This is a genomic window from Nonomuraea maheshkhaliensis (assembly GCF_039529435.1).
In the GTDB taxonomy this organism is placed as follows: Bacteria; Actinomycetota; Actinomycetes; order Streptosporangiales; family Streptosporangiaceae; genus Nonomuraea; species Nonomuraea maheshkhaliensis.
Window position 1 is genome coordinate 65918 of the sequence record NZ_BAAAMU010000019.1, and the last position, 19007, is coordinate 84924.

Sequence of the window (19007 nt, forward strand, 5' to 3'; positions counted from 1 at the left end):
GCGCCCCCCCCCCCCCCCCCCGGGCCCCCCCCCCCCCCCCCCCCCCCCCGCCGGGGCGGCGCCGGGCTCCGTCGTTTCGAGCGGTGTTGTCATTCGCGTTCGTCGGCGACGGCCTTGCGTCGCCTGGTCAGGAAGAACGCCGCCAGTCCGATGACCACCACACCGCCGACGACGCCGGCGATCAGCCCCGTGCTGGAGCCGCCCTCGGCGCCGGTGCTGCCGCCTCCCGTCGCCTTGGCGTCCACGGTGTAGAACGGCCAGTAGCCGCTGCCGCCGTAGAGCAGGCCCTTGTCCTCGGGGATCGGGGTGATGCTGGTGATCCTGTCCTTGCGGTATCCCTCAAGGTCGTTCGGGTAGTAGATCGCGATGACCGGCGCCTGCGTATAGAGGCGTTCCTGCATCTGCTTGAGCAGCTCGACCCGCTTGGGCCGGTCGAGCTCCTTGAGCTGGTCCTTGTAGAGCTGCTCGAAGGTGTCGTCGCAGAAGAACGACTCGGTGCCGCCGCCCTCGCCGTTGGGAGCGGGCCTGCGGCTGCACAGGTGGGTGGCCATGACCTCTTCGGGGTCGGGGTTGACCGACCAGCCGCTGATCGCGATGTCGAAGTTGCCGGTGACGCCGGTCTCCTCGGTGAACTTGCTCGATTCGAGCTTCACCGTGGTGAGCGTGATGCCGATCTCCTTGAAGAAGGCCGTCAGGTATTCGGCCAGCTTGTCCTCGATCGGCGTCTCGGTGTGGATGGTGAAGCGGAACTCCAGTTTGCGGTCGCCGTCGGGCATCGTGCGGACGCCGTCGGCGCCCTTCTTGTAGCCGGCGTCGTCAAGGATCTTGTTGGCCTTGGCGGGGTCGTAGCCGACCTTCTCCTCGCCGCCGGCCTCCCAGAAGAACTCCTTGAACAGCGGCGGCACGATCGAGCCGTCGGCGGGCTTGGCCAGGCCGTTCTGCACCTCGTCGACCAGCTTCTGCTTGTCGATGGCGTAGTGCAGCGCCTGGCGGACCTTGACGTCCTTCAGCGCGGGGTGGCCGTCGCCGACGGGCTTGTCGTCGGTCGTGGTGGCTCCGTGGTTGACCTGCAGGTACGCCGCGCGGCGGCCCTGGGTGTTCCACGCCTCGATGTTGGCGTCGTTCTGGATGGCCTCGAACTCCTGCGGGGTCATCCGGCCGAGCAGGTCGATGTCACCCGTCTTGAGCCCGGCGACGGCGGCCTGCGGGTTGTCGTAGAAGATGACCTGCAGCTCGTCGATCTTGGGCTTGCCCCGCCAGTAGTTGGGGTTGGCCTGCAGCTTGACGTACTGGTCCTTCTTGTGCTCGACCGCGATGTACGGGCCGCTGCTGGCCGACGGGTACTTCTCCGCGTCGTAGTTGGCCATGTCGGTGACCGACTCCCAGACATGCTTGGGCATGATCGGGACCGGGTTCTCCAGCATGCTGGCCTGCGGCGACTTGAGCTTGATCGTCAGGTCCTGGCCGCTGGCCGTGACGGTCTCGAAGTTCTCCACCGCCGGGCCGTTCGCGGTCTTCGCGGCCTCGTCGGTCATCATCTTGTTGAACGTCCAGGCCGCGTCCTCGGCCGTGACCGGCTTGCCGTCGGACCACTTGGCCTGGCGGATCTTGAACGTCCAGGTCAGGCCGTCCTCCGACGTGGTCCACGACTCGGCCAGGTCGGGGCTGGGCTGCAGCGTCTTGGAGTCGGGCACCGTGAGGTAGCCGTACATCCAGCGGTGGATCGACGTGGAGACCAGGCGGACCGCGAGGAACGGGTTCATCGAGTCCATCGACTGTGTCGCGCCCACCCGCACGATCTTCTTCCCCGCCGCCGGGTCTTGGGCTAGGGCGGCCGTGGCGCCCTGACCGGCCACTAATAGCGCGACGCCCAGCGCAGCCAGGCGTGCGAACCATTTCCTCATAAGTGCCTCACCTTCAGGCGGGGGTTTCCTGTGTAGCAAAAGGCACACCATAGGGAGACCGCGTGTCAACGAGTGGCGGAAAATTGTTTCAGTCTCGTTTCTTTCGGCGGTGTAAATTTTCAGCGTGCTTGGCAGTACGTTGAGCTGGTGTCCCGCCCGCTGACCGCCCTGATCATGGTGGCGATCGTGGCCTGTGGGCTCATCGTACGGGCAGTCTGGGACGGCCCGGCGCCCAAAATCGCGGGCGACGCGCTCTACACGGCGGCGATCTACGGGGTGGTGCTGCTCGCCCGGCCGGACGCGCGGCCCTGGGCCGCCGCGGCGGTGTCCAGCGGGCTGAGCTGGGCGATCGAGTTGGCCCAGCTCGGGGGGATCCCCGAGGTCCTGTGGCCGCTGCTGGGCAGCACGTTCTCCCCGCCCGACCTGCTCTGGTACGCCGTGGGCGCGGCGGCCTGCCTGATCGCCCACACGCTGTGGCTCAGGCGCGCTCCCGCCGGATAGCGGATCCCGGGCTCAGGCGCACGCCATCCTGAGGCTCATCCGACGAGCGACTGCGTGCCGAGGACGGCGAGCAGCCGGAGGCGGTCGGCGTCGCTCGTGCCTGGCTCGGCCGTGTAGACCATGACGCGCAGGTCGTCGCCGAGCACGCTGAGCACGTCGCAGTCGAGCGTGATGGCCCCGACCTGCGGATGGTCGACGATCTTGCGGGAGGCGCGCAGCCACTCGACCACGCCCGCGTCCCAGAGCTCGGCGAAGCGCTCGCTGTCGGCGCGCAGCCGCGCGATCAGCCGGCGCAACTGCTGGTCACGCGGATAGCGGCTGGCGGTCGCGCGCAGGTCGGCGACCAGCGCGGCCTCGAACGCGCGCCGTTCCTCAGGCGTGTACCGGACCCGGCCGCCGGAGCCGACCAGATTGCGCCACACCCCGTTGCGTTCGATGCCGCGCCATTCGGACGGATCGCCCATGAGCGCCGCGTAGAGCGGGTTGGCCATGAGCAGCGTCCAGGCCGCGTCGTAGACCCCGACGGCGGCGCCGTCCAGCCGGTCCACCAGCCGCTGGACGCTCGGGGTGAGGTAGGCGGGCACCGTCTCGGGCCCGGGGACCGCGAGGCCGGCCACCCGGAACAGGTAGGCCCGCTCCTCCGCCGACAGCCGCAGCGCCCGCGCCAGCGCCTCCACGATCTGCGGCGACGGGTTGTCCGCCCGGCCCTGTTCGAGGCGGGTGACGTAGTCGACGGAGATGCCGGCCAGCAGGGCCAGCTCCTCGCGGCGCAGCCCGGCCGCGCGCCGCCGGCCGCCGGCGGGCAGCCCCACCGTCGCCGGCGAGACGCGGTCGCGCCAGCGCCGCACCGCCTGTCCGAACTCGCTCGCCGCCATGTCCCCAGTCAACACCCTTCCGGTGGATTCATCCTGGCACTGCCAGTCCCCGGAAAGCGGGACGCCTGGTTACCCGCCCCTGCCGTGAGCAGCCTTGATGACATGACGACCACACTCATCACCGGAGCGAACAAGGGTCTCGGCTTCGAGACCGCCCGCCGGCTCATCGCCGCGGGCCACACCGTCTACATCGGCAGCCGCGACGCGGGCCGAGGGCGTGAGGCCGCCGAGCGGCTGGGCGCGCGCCCGCTCCTCATCGACGTGACCGACGACGCCTCCGTCGCCGCCGCCGCGAAGGCCGTCGAGGCCGACGGCGGGCTCGACGTGCTGGTCAACAACGCCGGCGTCGAGGGACGGCGGGCGGACAACAGCGTGATCGGCGCGGCCGACCTGACCGCCGCCGACATGCGCACGATCTTCGAGACCAACACCTTCGGCGTCGTACGCGTGACGCACGCCTTCCTGCCGCTGCTGCGGCGCTCCGCGGCCCCGGTCGTGGTGAACGTGAGCAGCGGCCTGGCCTCGCTGGCGGGCATCACGGCCGAGGGGACGCCGACGTACGCGTACCCGGGCGTGGCCTATCCGGCCTCCAAGGCGGCGGTCAACGTGCTGACCGTGCAGTACGCGAAGGCGTTCCCCGAGATGCGGATCAACGCGGTCGAGCCCGGTTACACCGCCACCGATCTGAACGGCCGCACGGGCACGCAGACCGTGGAGGAGGGCGCGGAGATCATCGTCAGGATGGCCCAGGTGGGCCCCGACGGCCCGACCGGCGGCTTCCTCACCCTCGCCGGCCCACTCCCGTGGTGACGCAAGCCCCCTTGCGTGGTGACGCGGCCGGCCCGCACCCGCACGGGCCGGCCGGTGAGCGGCCCCTAGTGGCAGCCGCCTGAGCCGCAGCACGAGCCGCCCGCCTGGGGCAGCAGCTCGACCGTGCCGCCCAGCTCGTAACCCGCCTCCTCCACGGCCGCGCCGATGAGCGCGGCGTCGACCGGCGCCGCGCTGGTCACCTTGACCGACCCGGACCCGAGATCCACCTCGACACCGCTCACCCCGGCGACCTTGCTCACCTCCTGGGTCACAGCGTTCACACAGTGGCCACAGGTCATGCCCTCAACCTGGTATGTCGTGACAGTCATGAGCTCGACTATATACCCCCCAGGGGTAGAGGCGCATACATCACCCCGCCTCGGTTAGGGGAACGGCAAAGACCCCGGTTCAAGGGAGAACGGACATGCTGGACGGCAAGACCATCGCGTTCCTGGTCGCCCCCGAGGGAGTCGAGCAGGTCGAGCTCACCGAACCCTGGAAGGCGGTCAAGCAGGCGGGCGGCACACCCCGGCTCGTCTCCACCGCCCCCGGCCAGATCCAGGCGTTCAACCACCTGGACAAGGCCGATACCTTCGCCGTGGACGACACGGTGGACGACGTGGACGCGGCCTCCTTCGACGGCCTCGTCCTGCCGGGAGGCGTGGCGAACCCCGACTTCCTGCGCATGAACGACGACGCCGTGCGCTTCGCCCGCGCCTTCTTCGACGCGGGCAAGCCCGTGGCCGCCATCTGCCACGCGCCGTGGACGCTGGTCGAGGCGGACGTCGTACGCGGCCGGACACTCACGTCCTGGCCCAGCCTGCGCACCGACCTGCGCAACGCCGGGGCGACCTGGGTGGACAAGGAGGTCGTGGTCTGCACGGACGGGCCGAACACGCTGGTGAGCAGCCGCAAGCCGGACGACCTCAAGGCGTTCTGCCAGGCTGTCACCGACCTCTTCGGCCAATGACGTGAACGCGTGGGCCGGGCCTCGGGCCCGGCCTACGCGCGGGCCTGACGCGATCGAAAACCGGCTGTAACGCCTTGTTCCCTGGGCGGAAATGGTCTAGAGGTAGACCAAAAGGAGCGTCCCGCCCCCCAGGGAGACCTCAATGACCACCGAAGAGGATTCCAGGCGACTCGCCGAGCTCGGTTACAAACAGGAGCTCGCCCGCACCTGGAGCGGTTTCTCGAACTTCGCCATCTCCTTCTCGATCATCTCGATCCTCGCCGGCTGCTTCACGACCTTCGGCCAAGCCTGGAACTACGGCGGCCCCATCGCCATCTCGTGGGGCTGGCCGATCATCTCGCTGTTCATCCTGATCATCGGTTTCTGCATGTCGGAGCTGGTGTCGGCGTACCCGACTGCGGGCGGCATCTACTGGTGGGCCGCCAAGCTGGGCAAGCCGGTCCACGGCTGGTTCACCGGCTGGCTCAACCTGATCGGCCTCATCGCCGTCACCGCGTCGGTCGACTACGGCTGCGCGACCTTTCTCAACATCACCCTCAACCGGCTGACCGGCGGCGCCTGGGAGGGCACGCTGCCGCAGGCGTTCCTGCTGTTCGTGATCGTGCTGGCGCTGCACGCCCTGATCAACATCTTCAGCCACCGGCTGATCTCGCTGCTGCAGAACGTCTCGGTCTGGTGGCACGTCGCCGGCGCCGCGATCGTGGTCGCCATCCTGATCTTCGCCCCGTCCGACCACCAGTCGGCGTCCTTCGTCTTCTTCGGCACCAACAACAACTCGGGCTTCGGCGACGGCTCCGACGGGCTGCCCTTCTGGCTGTACGTGCTGCCGCTCGGCTTCCTGCTCACCCAGTACACGATCACCGGCTTCGACGCCTGCGCCCACGTGTCGGAGGAGACCCAGGGCGCGGCCACGAGCGCGGCGCGCGGCCTGTGGCAGTCGATCTTCTACTCGGCGATCGGCGGCTGGATCCTGCTGCTGTCGTTCCTGTTCGCCGCCACGAACGTGGACCAGTTGAACAAGGACGGCGGTTTCGTCGGCTCCATCTTCGAGAGCGCGCTGTCGTCCCCGCTGGCCACGGCGATCTTCGCCATCTCCACGATCGGCCAGTTCTTCTGCGGGATGAGCTGCGTGACGTCGATGTCGCGGATGACGTACGCGTTCTCGCGCGACGGCGCGGTGCCCGGCTGGCGGCTGTGGTCGAAGGTGGACCGCAACCGCACCCCGGTCAACGCGATCATCGCCGGTTGCGCCGCCGCCGCCCTGCTCACGCTGCCCGCGCTCTACGCCCCTCCCGGGCTGACCACGCCGGTCGCGTTCTACGCCGTCGTCTCGATCGCGGTCATCGGCCTCTATCTGGCCTTCCTCATCCCGATCTGGCTGCGGCTGCGCATGGGAGACGAGTTCAAACCCGGGCCGTGGACGCTGGGCAGGAAGTACAAGGCGCTGTGCTGGATCGCCTGCGTCGAGATCGTCATCGTGTCGATCTACTTCGTGATGCCGTTCTCCCCCGCCGGCGTGCCCGGCAATCCGGACTTCACCTGGACGTCGGTCAACTACGCGCCCATCGCGGTGGGAGTGGTGCTGATCGGGATCGCGCTGTGGTGGGCGCTGTCGGCCCGCCACTGGTTCACGGGTCCGCGCCGCACGGTGGACGAGCTCCCCGTGCCGTGAAAAAGGGGTACGGCGCGACCCCCTGGCCGCGCCGTACCCGTCGAATGTGCTACTTCGTGCCGGGAGCGGCCCAGGAAAGCCGGTCCGTCGGCCACGCGGGCCGCTGGGAGCGCTGCTTGAGCAGGCTCTCCTCAGGCGTGCCCACGGCGCAACGCGTGCCGTGCGGCGGCACCTTCAGCGAGATCAGGTACTCGTCGAAGATGTCCGTCTGGCACTTGTCCTTGCCGTAGATGCGGTGACCCCAGCCCTCGTACGTGAGCAGCACCGCCTTGGAACCGAGCTGGCGGGCCGCGTTGGCCGACCAGATCCACGGGGTGGCCGGGTCGTGCAGCGAGTTCCCGAGCAGCAGCGGGGCGTCGCCGGTGTACCGGAGCTCATGCGGCGGGTTGGTGGTCGGGTAGTTCATGCAGATCGGCAGGTCGTCGATCGGGTACGGGTGGTACCGCGTGTCCGGCGCGAGGGCGTTGGACACGCGCATGAGCGCGGCGTACTCGGTGTAGTTGCGCAGCCGGAGGTTGTAGTCCTGGCACAGGATGGTGGTCGGCAGCTCGGCCACGTCCCCCTCCACGGGCCCGCGGCCGGGCAGCGGGGGCACCCACTCCGGCTCGGCACCCCCGTTCAGCCAGTTGATCACCTGGCTGAGCGTCTGCCAGTCGGGGCCCTCGTTGCCCAGCGCGGCGTTGTAGATGACCTGCAGCTCCGTCATCTTCGTGCCGGTGCTCGGGTAGACGAGCTCGCCGCGCCGCGCCTTCTCCCGCAGCGACTTCCAGATCGCGCGGATGTCCTGGCCGTGCAGCACACAGGTGGTGTCCTGCTCGCACCAGCCGACGAACTGGTCGAACGCGTCCTCGACGGCGATGGCCTCGGTGGACAGGAAGCCCGCGACGCCGAGGCTGTGGTCCATGTTGCTGTCGAGGCCGAGCGCCCGGACGCGGCCGGGGAACAGCTCGGCGTACATCTGGCCGATCAGGGTGCCGTACGAGATGCCGTAGTAGGTGAGCTTCTCCTCACCGAGGGCGGCCCGCAGCGCGTCCAGGTCGCGGGCGACGTCGGTGGAGGCGACGTGGTCGTACAGCGGTCCGGTACGGGCGCGGCAGTCGGCGTGCAGCTGCTTCGTGAACGTGTTCCAGGCGTCGAAGTCGGCCTGGCTCTTCATCACGGTGTGCGGCATCTGGTTGTAGACGGACGCCGAGCAGATCACCGGATGGCTGCGCCCGACACCCCTCGGGTCGAAGCCGACGATGTCGAAGCGCCGCTGCAGCTCCTCGGTGTAGGACCCGGGAGCGCCGTAGACGGCCTCGACCCCCGAGCCACCGGGCCCGCCCGGGTTGATCACCAGCGAGCCGATCCTGGCGGCCGGGTCGGTCGCCTTGCGCCGCGCGACCGCGATGTCGACCTTCGCCCCCGTGGGCTTCGTCCAGTCGATCGGCACGCTCAGCGTGCCGCACTCGGCCTCGGGCTCCTCCGCGCACGGCGCCCAGGCGATGGTGTCAGCGGTGGTGCTCGTCGTCCCGGTGTCCGCGTTCGCGGCAGATCCGGGTAACACCGTGGCCAGCGCCAAGAAAGCGGCGGCGACCAGGGAAAATCCGCTTCGCACAATGCTCCTGTCTTCGGTCGGTCCCCCCGTCGGGGCGTGCGATCGAAGCGGATCATCGCGCATTCACGGCCGTGGCCGTGCGGGAAATGACAGATTTCCTCCGAAAGGATGACGCCACCGGTCAGGCGGCGTCATCCGAAAGGCGACCCCGTCGTCGTCTCCGGGGTGGCCCCGCCGTCGTCCGCGAGATGTCCCCGTCAGGATGCCTCGAAGGCCCCCGCCACGGTCGCCCGCACGTCGTCCATGGAGGTGCCGCCCAGCTCGCGTTTGAGCGAGGTCATGTCCACGTCCGGCATCCCGCACGCGACCGCCCAGTCCCACGGCGTCAGGTCGCCGTCGACGTTGAGCGCGAACCCGTGGCTGGTGACCCCCCGGCTCTGCCGCATCCCGATGGACACGATCTTGCGCCCGGTCTCGGCCGTCCAGACCCCGGTCAGCAACTCGGAGCCCGGCGGCGTGTCCCGGCGCTCGGCGGGCAGCCCCAGCTTGCCCAGCGCCTCCACCAGCCGCAGCTCCACCTCGCGCACGTAGTCGACGATGCCCTCGTCCTCGTCCAGCTTGACGATGAGGTAGCCGACGAGCTGGCCGGGCCCGTGATAGGTGAGCTGGCCACCGCGCCCGGTCTCCATGACGGGGATGCCGCGGGAGGGGTCGGGCAGGTGAGCCGTCGGGGTGCGGCGCCCGATCGTGTAGACGGACGGATGGCTGAGCAGCCAGAGCGTGTCAGCGCGCTCGTCCCGTTGGCGCTGACCGACGAGGTCGGTCATGCGCTCCATCGCCTTGTCGTAGTCGACCAGCTCATCCTGGATGAGCGTCAGCGGCCTTGCCCTCATGGTTCGAGGATATGCCTGGCCTTTAACGAAGACGCACGCGGGACGGGCGGGGACCCGCGTCCCCGCCCTCTTCACGTTCAGGCCGCCCGGTAGCCCTTCGGCTCTTCCGGGACGAGGATCCACATGGCGACGTAGACCACCCACAGCGGTCCCGGGATGAGCGACAGCAGCAGCCAGAGGATCCGGACGAGGGTAGGGGGCAGGCCCATCTTGTCGGCCAGACCGCCGCAGACGCCGGCCAGGATCCTGTGCTCTCGTGAGCGGTACATGCTGTTCCTCCGTGTGGTGTTGACCTACTGGGAGAACGGACGAGCGAGCCGTCAGACTCCCGTCAGGAACCCTGAGAAAACCCTGTAAGGGTCAGCCACTCATGTGCCATGCCCAGATGTCGGCTGGTCAGTCCCTGTTCCGGGTTCACGTGGACGAGCAGGAAGTCGGTCAGACCCTGACGTCCCCTGAGGTACTCCTCGTCCTCCGCCCACACCTGGTCGTCGAACCAGACGAACGGCCGCCGCCCCGCGTACGCCGCCACGTGCGGCGTCTTGAAGTTCTCCCCCTGCTCGCAGGGCACGTCGGGGTTCATGGTGATGACCGGCAGGGAGGGCAGGCCGATCCGGGGGGCGATCCAGTCGTTGGCGTGGTGCTCCCAGGTGGTGGCCCAGACCAGCTCGGCGCCGGTGGTCAGGGCCAGGTCGAGCAGGCGGCGGCCGTGGCGGGGATTGAGGTGCACGGTGTAGACCTCGCCGCCGACCGTGCACCGGTAGCGGCGGAAGTCGGGGTCCGGCCGTCCCATCGGGTTGAGCACGCCGTCCACGTCGAGCAGCAGCAGCGGCTTCACCGGACGGCCCGGTGTTCCTGCGGGGTGATGCCGCGGACGCGTTTGAAGGCCGCGCTGAGCGCGAACGGGCTGCCGTACCCGACCTTCCTGGCCACGGACCCGATCGTGGCGTCGGGCTCGCGCAGCAGGTCGGCGGCCAGGGCGAGGCGCCAGTCGGTGAGGAAGGCCATCGGCGGCTCGCCGACCAACTCGGTGAAGCGCCGGGCCAGCGAGGCCCTGGACACGCCCACCTCGGTGGCCAGCGCGGCCACGGTCCACGGGTGGGCGGGGTTGTTGTGCAGCAGGCGCATGGCCTTGCCGACGACGGGGTCGCTCATCGCGCGGTACCAGGCGGGGGCCTCGTTCGTGGCGAAGTGGGCTCGCAGCACCGCGATGAGCAGCAGGTCGAGCAGCCGGTCGAGGACCGCCTCCTGGCCCGGCTCGTCCTTGACGATCTCGGCGCCGAGCAGCGAGATCAGCGGGCCGCCCGGCTGCACGATCAGCTGGGGCAGCGCCTCCAGCAGCCGCCGGGTGACCTCGCCCTCCATGGTGTAGGTGCCGGTCAGCAGCACGGTGGGGCCCTGCGGGTCGTTGCCCCACGTCCGCACACCGAGGTCCATGCGCTCGTAGAGGGACTCGCCGTCGAGGGTGGTGCACCGCTGGCCCGGGTCGATGATGATCTGCGGCTTGGTGCCGGGGTCGTCGGCCATCGTGTACGGCTGCGGCCCCCGCGCGATGGCCACCTGCCCCGGTTCCAGGTGCACGGGGTCGTCCCCGTCGAAGATGATCCACGAATCGCCGCGTACCTGCGCCACCAGCGACAGCGGCGCCTCGTCCTGGATACGCAGCCCCCAGGGCGGGGCGAGGATCGTCCGGAGCAGGAAGGCGCCGCGCGCTCTCGGGCCGTCCAGGAGCGCCGCGAGCTGGTCCATGGGGTAGACGATCGCATATGGGATTGCGCTTCTCAACCATGGAGCGTCTTATCGGTATCGGGACTTACTAGAGGCATGACGATTCTCGTTCTCGGCGGCACCGGCAAGACCGGCCGCCGCATCGCCGACCGGCTCAGCGCGCGCGGCCTGCCCGTACGGCTGGGCTCGCGCTCCGCCTCCCCCGCCTTCGACTGGCAGGACCGCTCGACCTGGCCGGACGCCCTCGACGGCGTGACGGCCGTCTACCTGTCCTACTATCCCGACCTGGCCTTTCCCGGCGCGTACGACGACGTCAAGGCGTTCACGGAGCTGGCCGTGAGCTCGGGGGTGCGGCGGCTGGTCCTGCTCTCCGGGCGGGGCGAGCCGGAGGCGCAGGCCAGCGAGCGGACCGTGGCGGAGTCGGGCGCGGAGTGGACGGTGCTGCGCTGCTCCTGGTTCATGCAGAACTTCAGCGAGGACTTCCTCCTCGGCTCGGTCCTCGACGGCGTGATCGCGCTGCCCGCCGCCGACGTGCCCGAGCCGTTCGTGGACGTGGAGGACATCGTGGACGTGGCGGTGGCGGCGTTCACCGAGGAGGGCCACGCGGGCAAACTGTACGAGCTGACCGGGCCGCGGCTGCTGACGTTCGCCGACGTGGCGGCCGAGCTCTCCCGGGCCACCGGCAGGACGATCGTGTTCCTCCGGGTCACGCCCGGCGAGTACGTGACCTCGGCCGTCCAGCACGGCGTGACCCCCGACGAGGCGCAGGGCCTGGCCCACCTGTTCACCGACATCCTCGACGGCCGCAACGCGACCCTCGCCGACGGCGTGCGCCAGGCCCTCGGCCGCCCGGCCAGGGACTTCGCCGACTTCGCGCGAGCCAACGCACAAGTCTGGAAGCCTCAGGACCGCTGACGGTCAGGAGCGCACCACCGCCGCCGGGTCCCAGCCGGACCTGGGCACGGAGGCCAGCAGCAGCCGCGTGTACGGGTGCTCAGGCTCGGCCAGCACCCGCTCCACCGGCCCCCGCTCCACCACGACCCCCCGGTGCAGCACCAGTGTCTCCTCGCACAGGTGCCGCACCACGGCCAGGTCGTGACTGACGAACAGCAGCGCGACCCCCGACTCCCGGCGCACGCGGGCCAGCAGTTCCAGGATCTGCGCCTGGATCGACACGTCGAGCGCGGCCACCGCCTCGTCCAGCACCAGCACCGACGGCTCCACCGCCAGCGCCCTGGCGATGGCCAGGCGCTGGCGCTGGCCGCCGCTGAGCCGGTGGGGCCGAGCCCCTGCCTCCCTGGCGCCGAGCCCCACCTGCTCGAGCAGCTCGGCGGCGCGCGCTTTGGGCCTGCCGTGCAGCCTGAGCGCCGTGTGCAGGCACTCCTCGGCCGTCAGCCGGGGGTCGAGCGAGAGGTACGGGTCCTGGAAGACCATCTGGATCTCCCTGGCCCTGCGCAGCCTGGCGGCCCGGCCGCGCTCCCTCGTGCCCCGCTCACGCCCGGCCACGGCGATCGTGCCCGAGTCGGGGGCGACCAGGCCGACCAGCATGCGGGCGATCGTGGTCTTGCCCGACCCCGACTCGCCGACCAGCCCGAGCGAGCCGCCCGCGGCCAGGTCGAACGTGACGTCGTCGGCCGCCACGGTGGCGCCGAAGGACTTGCGCAGCTCGCGTACGGACAACATCTAGACCTCCACCAGGCGGCAGGCGGCGGAGCCGCCGGAGACGGCCACGGGCGCCGGCGGCCTTTCCTCGCAGGCACTCGTGACCTCGGGGCAGCGGGGCGCGAACGGGCAGCCCGTGAAGGCGTCGTCCAGCGAGGGCGGCCGCCCGGGGATGGGCCGGATCGGACGCGGGTCGCCCAGCTCGGGCGTGCAGGCCAGCAGGCCGGCGGTGTAGGGATGGCGGGGGTCGGCGAACAGCTCCTTGGCCGGCCGCGACTCCACCACCGTGCCCGCGTAGAGCACGTGGACGCGGTCGCAGAAGGCCGCGGCCAGGTGCAGGTCATGGGTGATGAACAGCATGCCGAGCTCCCGTTCGGCCTGCACCCTGCGCAGCAGCGCGAGCGTCTCGGCCTGTGTGGTGACGTCGAGGGCGCTCGTCGCCTCGTCGGCCAGCAGCAGCGCGGGGCCGGCGGCCAGCGCGGCGGCGATCACCACCCGCTGGAGCATGCCGCCGGACAGCTCGTGCGGATACTGCCGCAGCCGCGCCTCGGGATCGGGCATCCCCACCGCGTCCAGCAGCTCCAGCGCCCGCGCGCGTGCCTCGGCCTTGGGCCGGCCCAGCGTGTGGACCATGCGCTCGGTCAGGAAGTCGCCGATCCTGCGGACGGGGTTGAGCGACGAGCGCGGATCCTGGTACACCATCGACACCTTCGAGGCACGCAGGTCGCGCAGCGCCGAAGAGCCCATCGTCAGCACGTCCTCGCCCTCGACCGCGACCCGCCCGGAGACGCGGGCGCCGGCGGGGAGCAGGCGCAGCACCGAGCGGGCGATCGTGGACTTGCCCGAGCCGGACTCGCCGACCAGTCCCACGATCTCGCCCTTGCCGACAGACAGCGACACCTCGCGCAGGATCGGCCGCCGCCCGCCCGCCTCGATCGTCAGCCCTTCCACGGAGAGCAGCATCACGTCCCCCTCACGCCCATGCGGTCGGCCAGGCGCACGCCGATCACGTTGAACGACACGACCACCAGGGCGATGGCCGCGCCCGGCACCAGCACCGGCAGGAACGCCCCCTGCACGATGGCCGGCTGCCCCTCCTTGACCATGAGCCCCCAGTCGGAGGACGGCGCCTGCGCGCCGAACCCGAGGAAGCTCAGCGTGGCCAGGCTCATCAGCCCCTCCCCGAACAGCACGACCAGGTAGCCGACGAGCGAGCGCGCCATGTTGGGCACCAGGTGCCGCACGCAGATGGCGAACCCGCCCATGCCCTGCACCCGGTAGGCGTCGATGTACGGTTTGCCGCACTCGCCCAGCGCCACGCTGCGGGTGTACTTGGCGATCGTCGGCGTGTACGCCAGCCCGAGCGCCACCACGGCCGTGGTCATCCCGTTGCCGAACACGGCCACGATCAGCACCACGAACAGCAGCCCCGGGAAGGCGTACATGACGTCGGTCAGCCGGGAGACGACGGCGTCCACCCAGCCCCGGTGCCAGGCGGCCAGCGTGCCGAGCGCCACGCCCAGCACCGAGGCGATGGCCAGCAGGATCAGCGGGCCGATCAGGGAGGTACGGGCGCCGTACAGGACCCTGGAGAGCAGGTCGCGGCCGGACTGGTCGGCGCCGAGCGGATGGCCCGGTGACATGGGCGCCAGCGTGGCGGCGAAGTCGACCGCCTCGGGCGCGTAGGGGGCGACCAGCGGCGCCAGCACCGCCGCCGCGACGACGAGGCCGAGGAACGCCGTGGCCGGCAGGTGGCCGCGCGGCCGCGCGGGCTTCGGGGAGAGCGTGGCGACCAGTGTGGTCATGCCCGGCTCCTCACTCTGGGATCGATCAGGGGGTGCAGCAGCTCGACCGCGGTGGTCACGGCGATGTACGCGGTCACCATGAGCAGCAGCACCGCCTGCGTGACGGGGAAGTCGTGGGTGTTGATCGCGTTCACCAGCAGCGAGCCGATCCCGTTGAGCCCGAAGGCGGTCTCCACCGTCACCGTCCCGGCCAGCATCCCGGCGGTGACCAGCCCGCACATCGTCACGATCGGCCCCAGCGCGCCACGGAAGACGTGCCGCACGACGATCAGCCGTTCGGACAGCCCGCCGGCGCGGGCCACGCTCACGTGGTCGAGCTCGCGCTGCTCGATCATGGACTGCCTGGTGACGCGGCTGATGATGGCCAGCGCGCCGAGCGCGAGCGTGACGGCGGGCAGCGTCAGGTGCCACAACGACCCGCCGCCCATGACGGGGAACCAGCCGAGCTGCACGCCGAACAGCGAGATCAGCACCGTCGCGGTGACGAACGCCGGCACGGAGGTGGCGAACGTCGTGCCCGCCACCACGGCCGAGTCCGTACGCCCGCCGCGCACCGCGGCCAGCACGCCCAGCGCGATCCCGAACACCACGAACAGCACCGAGGCGTAGGCGACCAGCCCGAGCGTGCTCGGCAGCCGGGCCGCCATCAGGTCGGCGACCTGGTCGTGGTACTGCGTGGAGCGGCCGAGGTCGCCGGTCAGCGCGTCGCCGAGCCAGCGGCCGTACTGCACCAGGAAGGGATCGTCCAGGTGGTACTGAGCCCGGATCGCGGCCAGGTGTTCGGGGGTCAGGTTCTCCTTGCCGCCCGCCAGGAACGTGACCGGGTCGCCGGGGGCCGCGTACGACGCCGCGAAGATCACGAACGAGGTGGCGAGCAGCGTGGCGACCAGCCCGGCCAGCTTGCGGACCACCGGCTCAGCCCTTGGCCCCGAGATCGGCCGCCCACGGGTAGCCCATGTGCACCTGCGAGGCGGGCGGGCCGGTCACCTTGGCCCCGAGCACGACCGCGTTCGGCACCTCGACCAGCGAGATCCACACCATGTCGGCGGTGAACATGCGCTGCAGCTCGATGACGTGCCCGGCGCGGGCCGCGGGGTCGGTGGTCTCCAGCGCCTCGGCCACGAGCTTGTCGTAGGCGGGCGAGCTGTACTTCACCCAGTTGTTGGCCGAGCCGGTCAGGCCGTTGTCGTAGAAGCCGATGGGGTCGGACTTGGTGATGTACCAGTCGTCGGGGACGAGGTCGACCTGGGCGCGCAGCGACTTGTCGGTGTAGAAGCTGCCGAACTCCGACGAGGGCACCGTCTTGATCTGGGCGGTCAGGCCGATCTTCGTGGCCGCGTCCACGACGGCGTTGGCGATGACCGAGCGCGACTGCTCGCCGTCGGTCGCCACCACGATCGGCTCCTTCGGGGAGCCCGCCTCCGCCACCAGCTTCTTGGCCTCCTCGATCCGGGGCGTGCCGGGCGCGCCGGTCAGCTCGTCGTAGGCCGTCTGGAACGCCTCCTTCTCGTACGACCACGCCCCGGCCCCCACCGGCACCTTCCACGGCCTGGCCAGCCCCGCGAACCCCGACTTGGCGATGCCGGCCCGGTCCACCGCCAGCGACAGCGCCCGCCGGATCTTCGGGTCCTTCATCACGCCGCGATCGGTCGGCAGCAGCACGAACACGCGCGTGGTCGCGCCGTAGGCCACGCTGACGGCCTGGTTGCTCTGCAGCGCCACGGCCGGCCCGGTGTCGGACAGGTAGGCCCCCTGCGCCGCACCCGTGACGAGGCCGTTGACCAGCGCCGTGTCCTGGGCCCACCGGAACTCGACGATCTTGGTGAGCGGTTTGACGTCCTTGTTCCAGTACGCGGCGTAGCGCTCGATCGTCATGTGCGAGCCGGACCTCCACTCCTTGAGCCGGTACGGGCCGGAGCAGGCGTCGTCGTGTCCCGGCGAGCCGAAGTCCTCGCCCTGCGCCTGCACCGCCTTCCGGTTGAGCACGATGCCCGCGCCGCCGGCGATGGCCTGCTCGAACAGCGCGTTGGGCCGCTTGAACGCGATCGTGACCTCGTGCTCGCCGCTCTTCTCGATCGACTCGACGTCCTCGAACTCGTCCGATTCGTCCATGCCCTCGCCCGCGTGCCGCTTCAGGCTCCACACGACGTCGTCGGCCGTGACCGGCGAGCCGTCGTGGAAGGTGGCGTCCTGACGCAGCGTGAGCACCATCGTCTTGGGGTCGGGGAGCTCGGCCTTCTCGGCCAGCCAGGGTTTGACGGTCATGTCGGGCTGGGTCTGCATGAGGCGCTCGCAGACGTTCGCCATGACCGTGCGGTTGGGGGTGCCGCCGTCGGAGTCGAGGTCGAGCGTGCCCGGCTCCTCGTCGAGCAGCCAGACGGCGCGGTCGAGCGGCCCGGCCGCCTTGGCGGTGCGATCGACGAGGGTGAGCTTGGCGGGGTCGGGCGCCTTGGTGGTCGCGGCGGGCCCGCCGCACGCGGCGACCAGGCCGGCCAGCCCGGCGAGGGCGAGCAGCTTCTTCACGGGGTCACTTCTCCATGCGGTCCGTCGTAGAGGTTCCAGGGCACGCGCTCGTACTCGTGGTCGCAGGGCGTGCCGGCCGCGATCAAGTAGTCGCCCGTGGTCAGGTCGACGCAGCTCGACAGCAGGGTCGCCCACCGCTTCACGGCGGGCTGGGTGAGGTCGGGGTGGGTGCAGAGGGACTCGGGGTAGCCCAGGTGGTCGGACATGGCGAACCTGATCCGCTTGCGCACCTCGTCGGTGCCGGACGCCTCGCGCACCGTACGCAGCCCGCCCTCGGCCCGGGGCACCCGGAACAGCGAGTCGGCCGAGCCCGGCCGGTAGGTGGCGGCCAGTTGCGGCGGCACGAACGCCTGGTAGTGGTTGCCGTGGACGAGCAGCCCGTCCGTCGGATACATCCAGCCCACGGCGCCTGGCGTGGTCTCCAGGTCGATCGCGAAGCCGTCGCGGTGGGTGACCAGCGCGTTGCTGGCGATGTGGGCCCGCGACTTGGTCAGCGCCTCCAGCGCGGTGTTGAGGTTGTCGCTGTCGAGCACCCTGCGCCTGATCAGAGTCTGCGGCACGCCCACGGTGTCGTCGAAGCGCCCGCCGAGCCCGTTGGCGTTGAGCGCGATGCCCGCCGAGTTGGCCCCCTGCCGCCCGACCTGCCCCGCCTCCACGTGCATGATGACCGTCGGCCGGCCCGGCTGGACGACTCTGAGCACCATCAGCGTGTCGGACACGGCGTCGCGCCAGTCCCAGTTCTGGCCGGCGTAGACGTGGCCGTCGCCGGACATCTCACCGAGCAGCGCGAACGACGTGCACCCGTCGGGCTCCATGGAGCTGAAGGTGGTGTCGTAGATGATCTCGCCACGGGCGTTGAGCGCGAGCACGTCGAGGAAGCCGACCCCGGCCCCCTCGGCGATGCCCTCCATCTCCTCGACCAGCTCCGGCGCGAACGCCCTGCTGGGCTCGATCCAGTGCGCCGCCCGTTCGACGACCTGATCCCATGACAGGCCGCTGGAGTGCGCGAACGCCTCCGCGTAGTAGGTCAGCGCGCGTTCGATGCGCTCGCGCGCCTGCTCGCCGTACTGGCGGCCGCGGTCGCGAGGAGCGCCGGAGATCTCGACGAGAGGCAGGGATGTGAGGCTCAATGGTGCTCCTTGGACCGACCCGGAGCCTGTAATGTCCATTTCAGGAGGCGGCGAGTCTGTAGCGGTCGTTTCCAAGCCAGGGTAATGAGCGCTACACAGGAGTCAAGAGCCGTAATGGAAAATACACACAGCCCGGTCGAACAGCTCAGGGCCCAGGTACGACAGCTCTGGGAGGAGCTGTCACCGGCCGAGCGGGCGGTGTGCCAATACCTGATCTCCGCCTCACCCGAGCAGATCCTCTTCGCCAGCGCGCAGGAGCTGGGCACCGCCACCGGCACCAGCAACGCCACGGTGGTGCGGACGATGCAGCGGCTCGGCTTCGGCGGCCTGCCGGGGCTCAAGCGGGCGCTGGCGGCCGAGTTCACCTCGGCGGTGGCCCCCGACGTCCGCCTGCGGCAGCGCGTCAGCCACGTCGGCCAGGACCTGACCGGCATCTGGGAGCGGGTCTTCGACGAGGCCCGCGAGCGGGTCGAGCACTGCAGGGGGCTGCTGGACGCCGAGGCGTTCAAGAAGGCGGTCGAGCTGCTGGTCGACGCGCCCGGCGTGTTCGTCTACGGCGCGGGCGCCTCCGAGCCGGCCGGCCACCACCTGGCGCTCAAGCTCAACCGGCGCGGTCACCGCGCCCGCGCCGTCGCCACCACCGGCTTCGCCCTGGCCGACGACCTGATCCAGCTCGCGCACGGCGAGGTGCTGGTGATCTTCCAGCCGGCCCGCAAGCTCAAGGAGCTCACCGTGCTGATCGACCGGGCGCACGCCGTGGGTGCGAACATCGTGCTAATTTCCGATGAACTCGGCGGGTCGTTCGCCGACCGGGTGGACGCCGTGCTGGCCGCCCCCCACACGCCCACCGGCATCACGGCCGAGCCGCTGACCGGCATCATCGTGGCCGACGCGCTGCTGCTGGCGCTCGACTCGCTCGACGAGCCCCGTTCGGTCGAGAACTCCCACCAGCTGAACGCGCTGCGACGGCAATTGCTTGACCCTCGATTCCGCTAAC

The 19007-nt window shown here is 70.5% G+C and carries 20 protein-coding genes; 6 read left to right on the forward strand and 14 right to left on the reverse strand.

Annotation, left to right across the window (positions count from 1 at the left end):
• Positions 1-89: 89 nt before the first annotated feature.
• Positions 90-1904, reverse strand: a complete 1815-nt coding sequence (locus ABFX54_RS15505; RefSeq protein WP_346105375.1) for an ABC transporter substrate-binding protein — start codon at positions 1902-1904, stop codon at positions 90-92.
• 147 nt (positions 1905-2051) lie between these two features.
• On the opposite strand from ABFX54_RS15505, the gene ABFX54_RS15510 reads away from it, so the two are divergent.
• A complete protein-coding gene (locus tag ABFX54_RS15510; protein ID WP_346105376.1) occupies positions 2052-2405 on the forward strand; it encodes a ribosomal maturation YjgA family protein in 354 nt (117 codons plus the stop codon).
• 35 nt (positions 2406-2440) lie between these two features.
• Here the strand turns inward: ABFX54_RS15510 and ABFX54_RS15515 are convergent, their stop codons facing one another.
• The gene (locus ABFX54_RS15515) at positions 2441-3280 is read right to left on the reverse strand and encodes a helix-turn-helix domain-containing protein (protein ID WP_346105378.1); all 840 of its coding nucleotides are present in this window, start codon (positions 3278-3280) and stop codon (positions 2441-2443) included.
• A 102-nt stretch (positions 3281-3382) separates the two neighbouring features.
• On the opposite strand from ABFX54_RS15515, the gene ABFX54_RS15520 reads away from it, so the two are divergent.
• On the forward strand, positions 3383-4090 hold the full coding sequence (locus tag ABFX54_RS15520) for an SDR family NAD(P)-dependent oxidoreductase (protein ID WP_346105380.1): 708 nt from the start codon (positions 3383-3385) through the stop codon (positions 4088-4090).
• 65 nt (positions 4091-4155) lie between these two features.
• On the opposite strand, the gene ABFX54_RS15525 is transcribed toward ABFX54_RS15520, so the two are convergent.
• A complete protein-coding gene (locus ABFX54_RS15525; RefSeq protein ID WP_346105382.1) occupies positions 4156-4419 on the reverse strand; it encodes a heavy-metal-associated domain-containing protein in 264 nt (87 codons plus the stop codon).
• A gap of 95 nt (positions 4420-4514) precedes the next feature.
• Here ABFX54_RS15525 and ABFX54_RS15530 point away from each other — a divergent pair, with 95 nt between their 5' ends.
• Positions 4515-5060, forward strand: a complete 546-nt coding sequence (locus ABFX54_RS15530) for a type 1 glutamine amidotransferase domain-containing protein (protein WP_346105384.1) — start codon at positions 4515-4517, stop codon at positions 5058-5060.
• Positions 5061-5202: 142 nt separating this feature from the next.
• Positions 5203-6732 (forward strand): amino acid permease, encoded by a 1530-nt coding sequence (locus ABFX54_RS15535; protein ID WP_346105386.1) that lies wholly within the window; start codon positions 5203-5205, stop codon positions 6730-6732.
• A 49-nt stretch (positions 6733-6781) separates the two neighbouring features.
• Here the strand turns inward: ABFX54_RS15535 and ABFX54_RS15540 are convergent, their stop codons facing one another.
• The 5 genes from ABFX54_RS15540 to ABFX54_RS15560 all read right to left on the reverse strand — a co-directional run bounded on the left by ABFX54_RS15540 (position 6782) and on the right by ABFX54_RS15560 (position 10911).
• Positions 6782-8329, reverse strand: coding sequence for an alpha/beta fold hydrolase (locus ABFX54_RS15540; RefSeq protein ID WP_346105388.1), 1548 nt, complete (start codon positions 8327-8329; stop codon positions 6782-6784).
• A gap of 197 nt (positions 8330-8526) precedes the next feature.
• Positions 8527-9162, reverse strand: coding sequence for a lipoyl(octanoyl) transferase LipB (gene lipB / locus ABFX54_RS15545; protein WP_346105389.1), 636 nt, complete (start codon positions 9160-9162; stop codon positions 8527-8529).
• Between the two features lie 77 nt (positions 9163-9239).
• A complete protein-coding gene (locus ABFX54_RS15550; protein ID WP_106243857.1) occupies positions 9240-9431 on the reverse strand; it encodes a PspC domain-containing protein in 192 nt (63 codons plus the stop codon).
• 62 nt (positions 9432-9493) lie between these two features.
• On the reverse strand, positions 9494-10000 hold the full coding sequence (locus ABFX54_RS15555; RefSeq protein ID WP_346105391.1) for an HAD domain-containing protein: 507 nt from the start codon (positions 9998-10000) through the stop codon (positions 9494-9496).
• Positions 9997-10911 (reverse strand): AraC family transcriptional regulator, encoded by a 915-nt coding sequence (locus ABFX54_RS15560; protein ID WP_346105393.1) that lies wholly within the window; start codon positions 10909-10911, stop codon positions 9997-9999. Before ABFX54_RS15560 ends, ABFX54_RS15555 begins: the two co-directional genes overlap by 4 nt.
• Before the next feature lie 75 nt (positions 10912-10986).
• Between ABFX54_RS15560 and ABFX54_RS15565 the strand changes: the two genes are divergently transcribed.
• Positions 10987-11805 carry an NAD(P)H-binding protein gene (locus ABFX54_RS15565; RefSeq protein ID WP_346105395.1) on the forward strand — a complete coding sequence of 273 codons (819 nt, stop codon included), beginning with the start codon at positions 10987-10989 and terminating at the stop codon, positions 11803-11805.
• A gap of 3 nt (positions 11806-11808) precedes the next feature.
• Here ABFX54_RS15565 and ABFX54_RS15570 read toward each other — a convergent pair whose 3' ends face one another.
• The 6 genes from ABFX54_RS15570 to ABFX54_RS15595 are packed head-to-tail and all read right to left on the reverse strand — an operon-like array spanning position 11809 to position 18010.
• A complete protein-coding gene (locus tag ABFX54_RS15570) occupies positions 11809-12573 on the reverse strand; it encodes an ABC transporter ATP-binding protein (RefSeq protein ID WP_346105397.1) in 765 nt (254 codons plus the stop codon).
• Positions 12574-13515: an ABC transporter ATP-binding protein gene (locus ABFX54_RS15575; RefSeq protein WP_346105399.1), complete on the reverse strand. Its 942-nt coding sequence runs from the start codon at positions 13513-13515 to the stop codon at positions 12574-12576. It abuts the gene before it with no gap.
• Positions 13515-14357: an ABC transporter permease gene (locus ABFX54_RS15580; protein ID WP_346105401.1), complete on the reverse strand. Its 843-nt coding sequence runs from the start codon at positions 14355-14357 to the stop codon at positions 13515-13517. The genes ABFX54_RS15575 and ABFX54_RS15580 overlap by 1 nt, the downstream gene beginning before the upstream one ends.
• On the reverse strand, positions 14354-15268 hold the full coding sequence (locus ABFX54_RS15585) for an ABC transporter permease (protein ID WP_346105402.1): 915 nt from the start codon (positions 15266-15268) through the stop codon (positions 14354-14356). Before ABFX54_RS15585 ends, ABFX54_RS15580 begins: the two co-directional genes overlap by 4 nt.
• 4 nt (positions 15269-15272) lie before the next feature.
• The gene (locus tag ABFX54_RS15590) at positions 15273-16880 is read right to left on the reverse strand and encodes an ABC transporter substrate-binding protein (RefSeq protein WP_346105404.1); all 1608 of its coding nucleotides are present in this window, start codon (positions 16878-16880) and stop codon (positions 15273-15275) included.
• Positions 16877-18010, reverse strand: coding sequence for a C45 family autoproteolytic acyltransferase/hydrolase (locus ABFX54_RS15595; protein ID WP_346105406.1), 1134 nt, complete (start codon positions 18008-18010; stop codon positions 16877-16879). The genes ABFX54_RS15590 and ABFX54_RS15595 overlap by 4 nt, the downstream gene beginning before the upstream one ends.
• Positions 18011-18124: 114 nt before the next feature.
• Here ABFX54_RS15595 and ABFX54_RS15600 point away from each other — a divergent pair, with 114 nt between their 5' ends.
• The gene (locus ABFX54_RS15600) at positions 18125-19006 is read left to right on the forward strand and encodes a MurR/RpiR family transcriptional regulator (protein ID WP_346105408.1); all 882 of its coding nucleotides are present in this window, start codon (positions 18125-18127) and stop codon (positions 19004-19006) included.
• Position 19007: the final 1 nt, after the last annotated feature.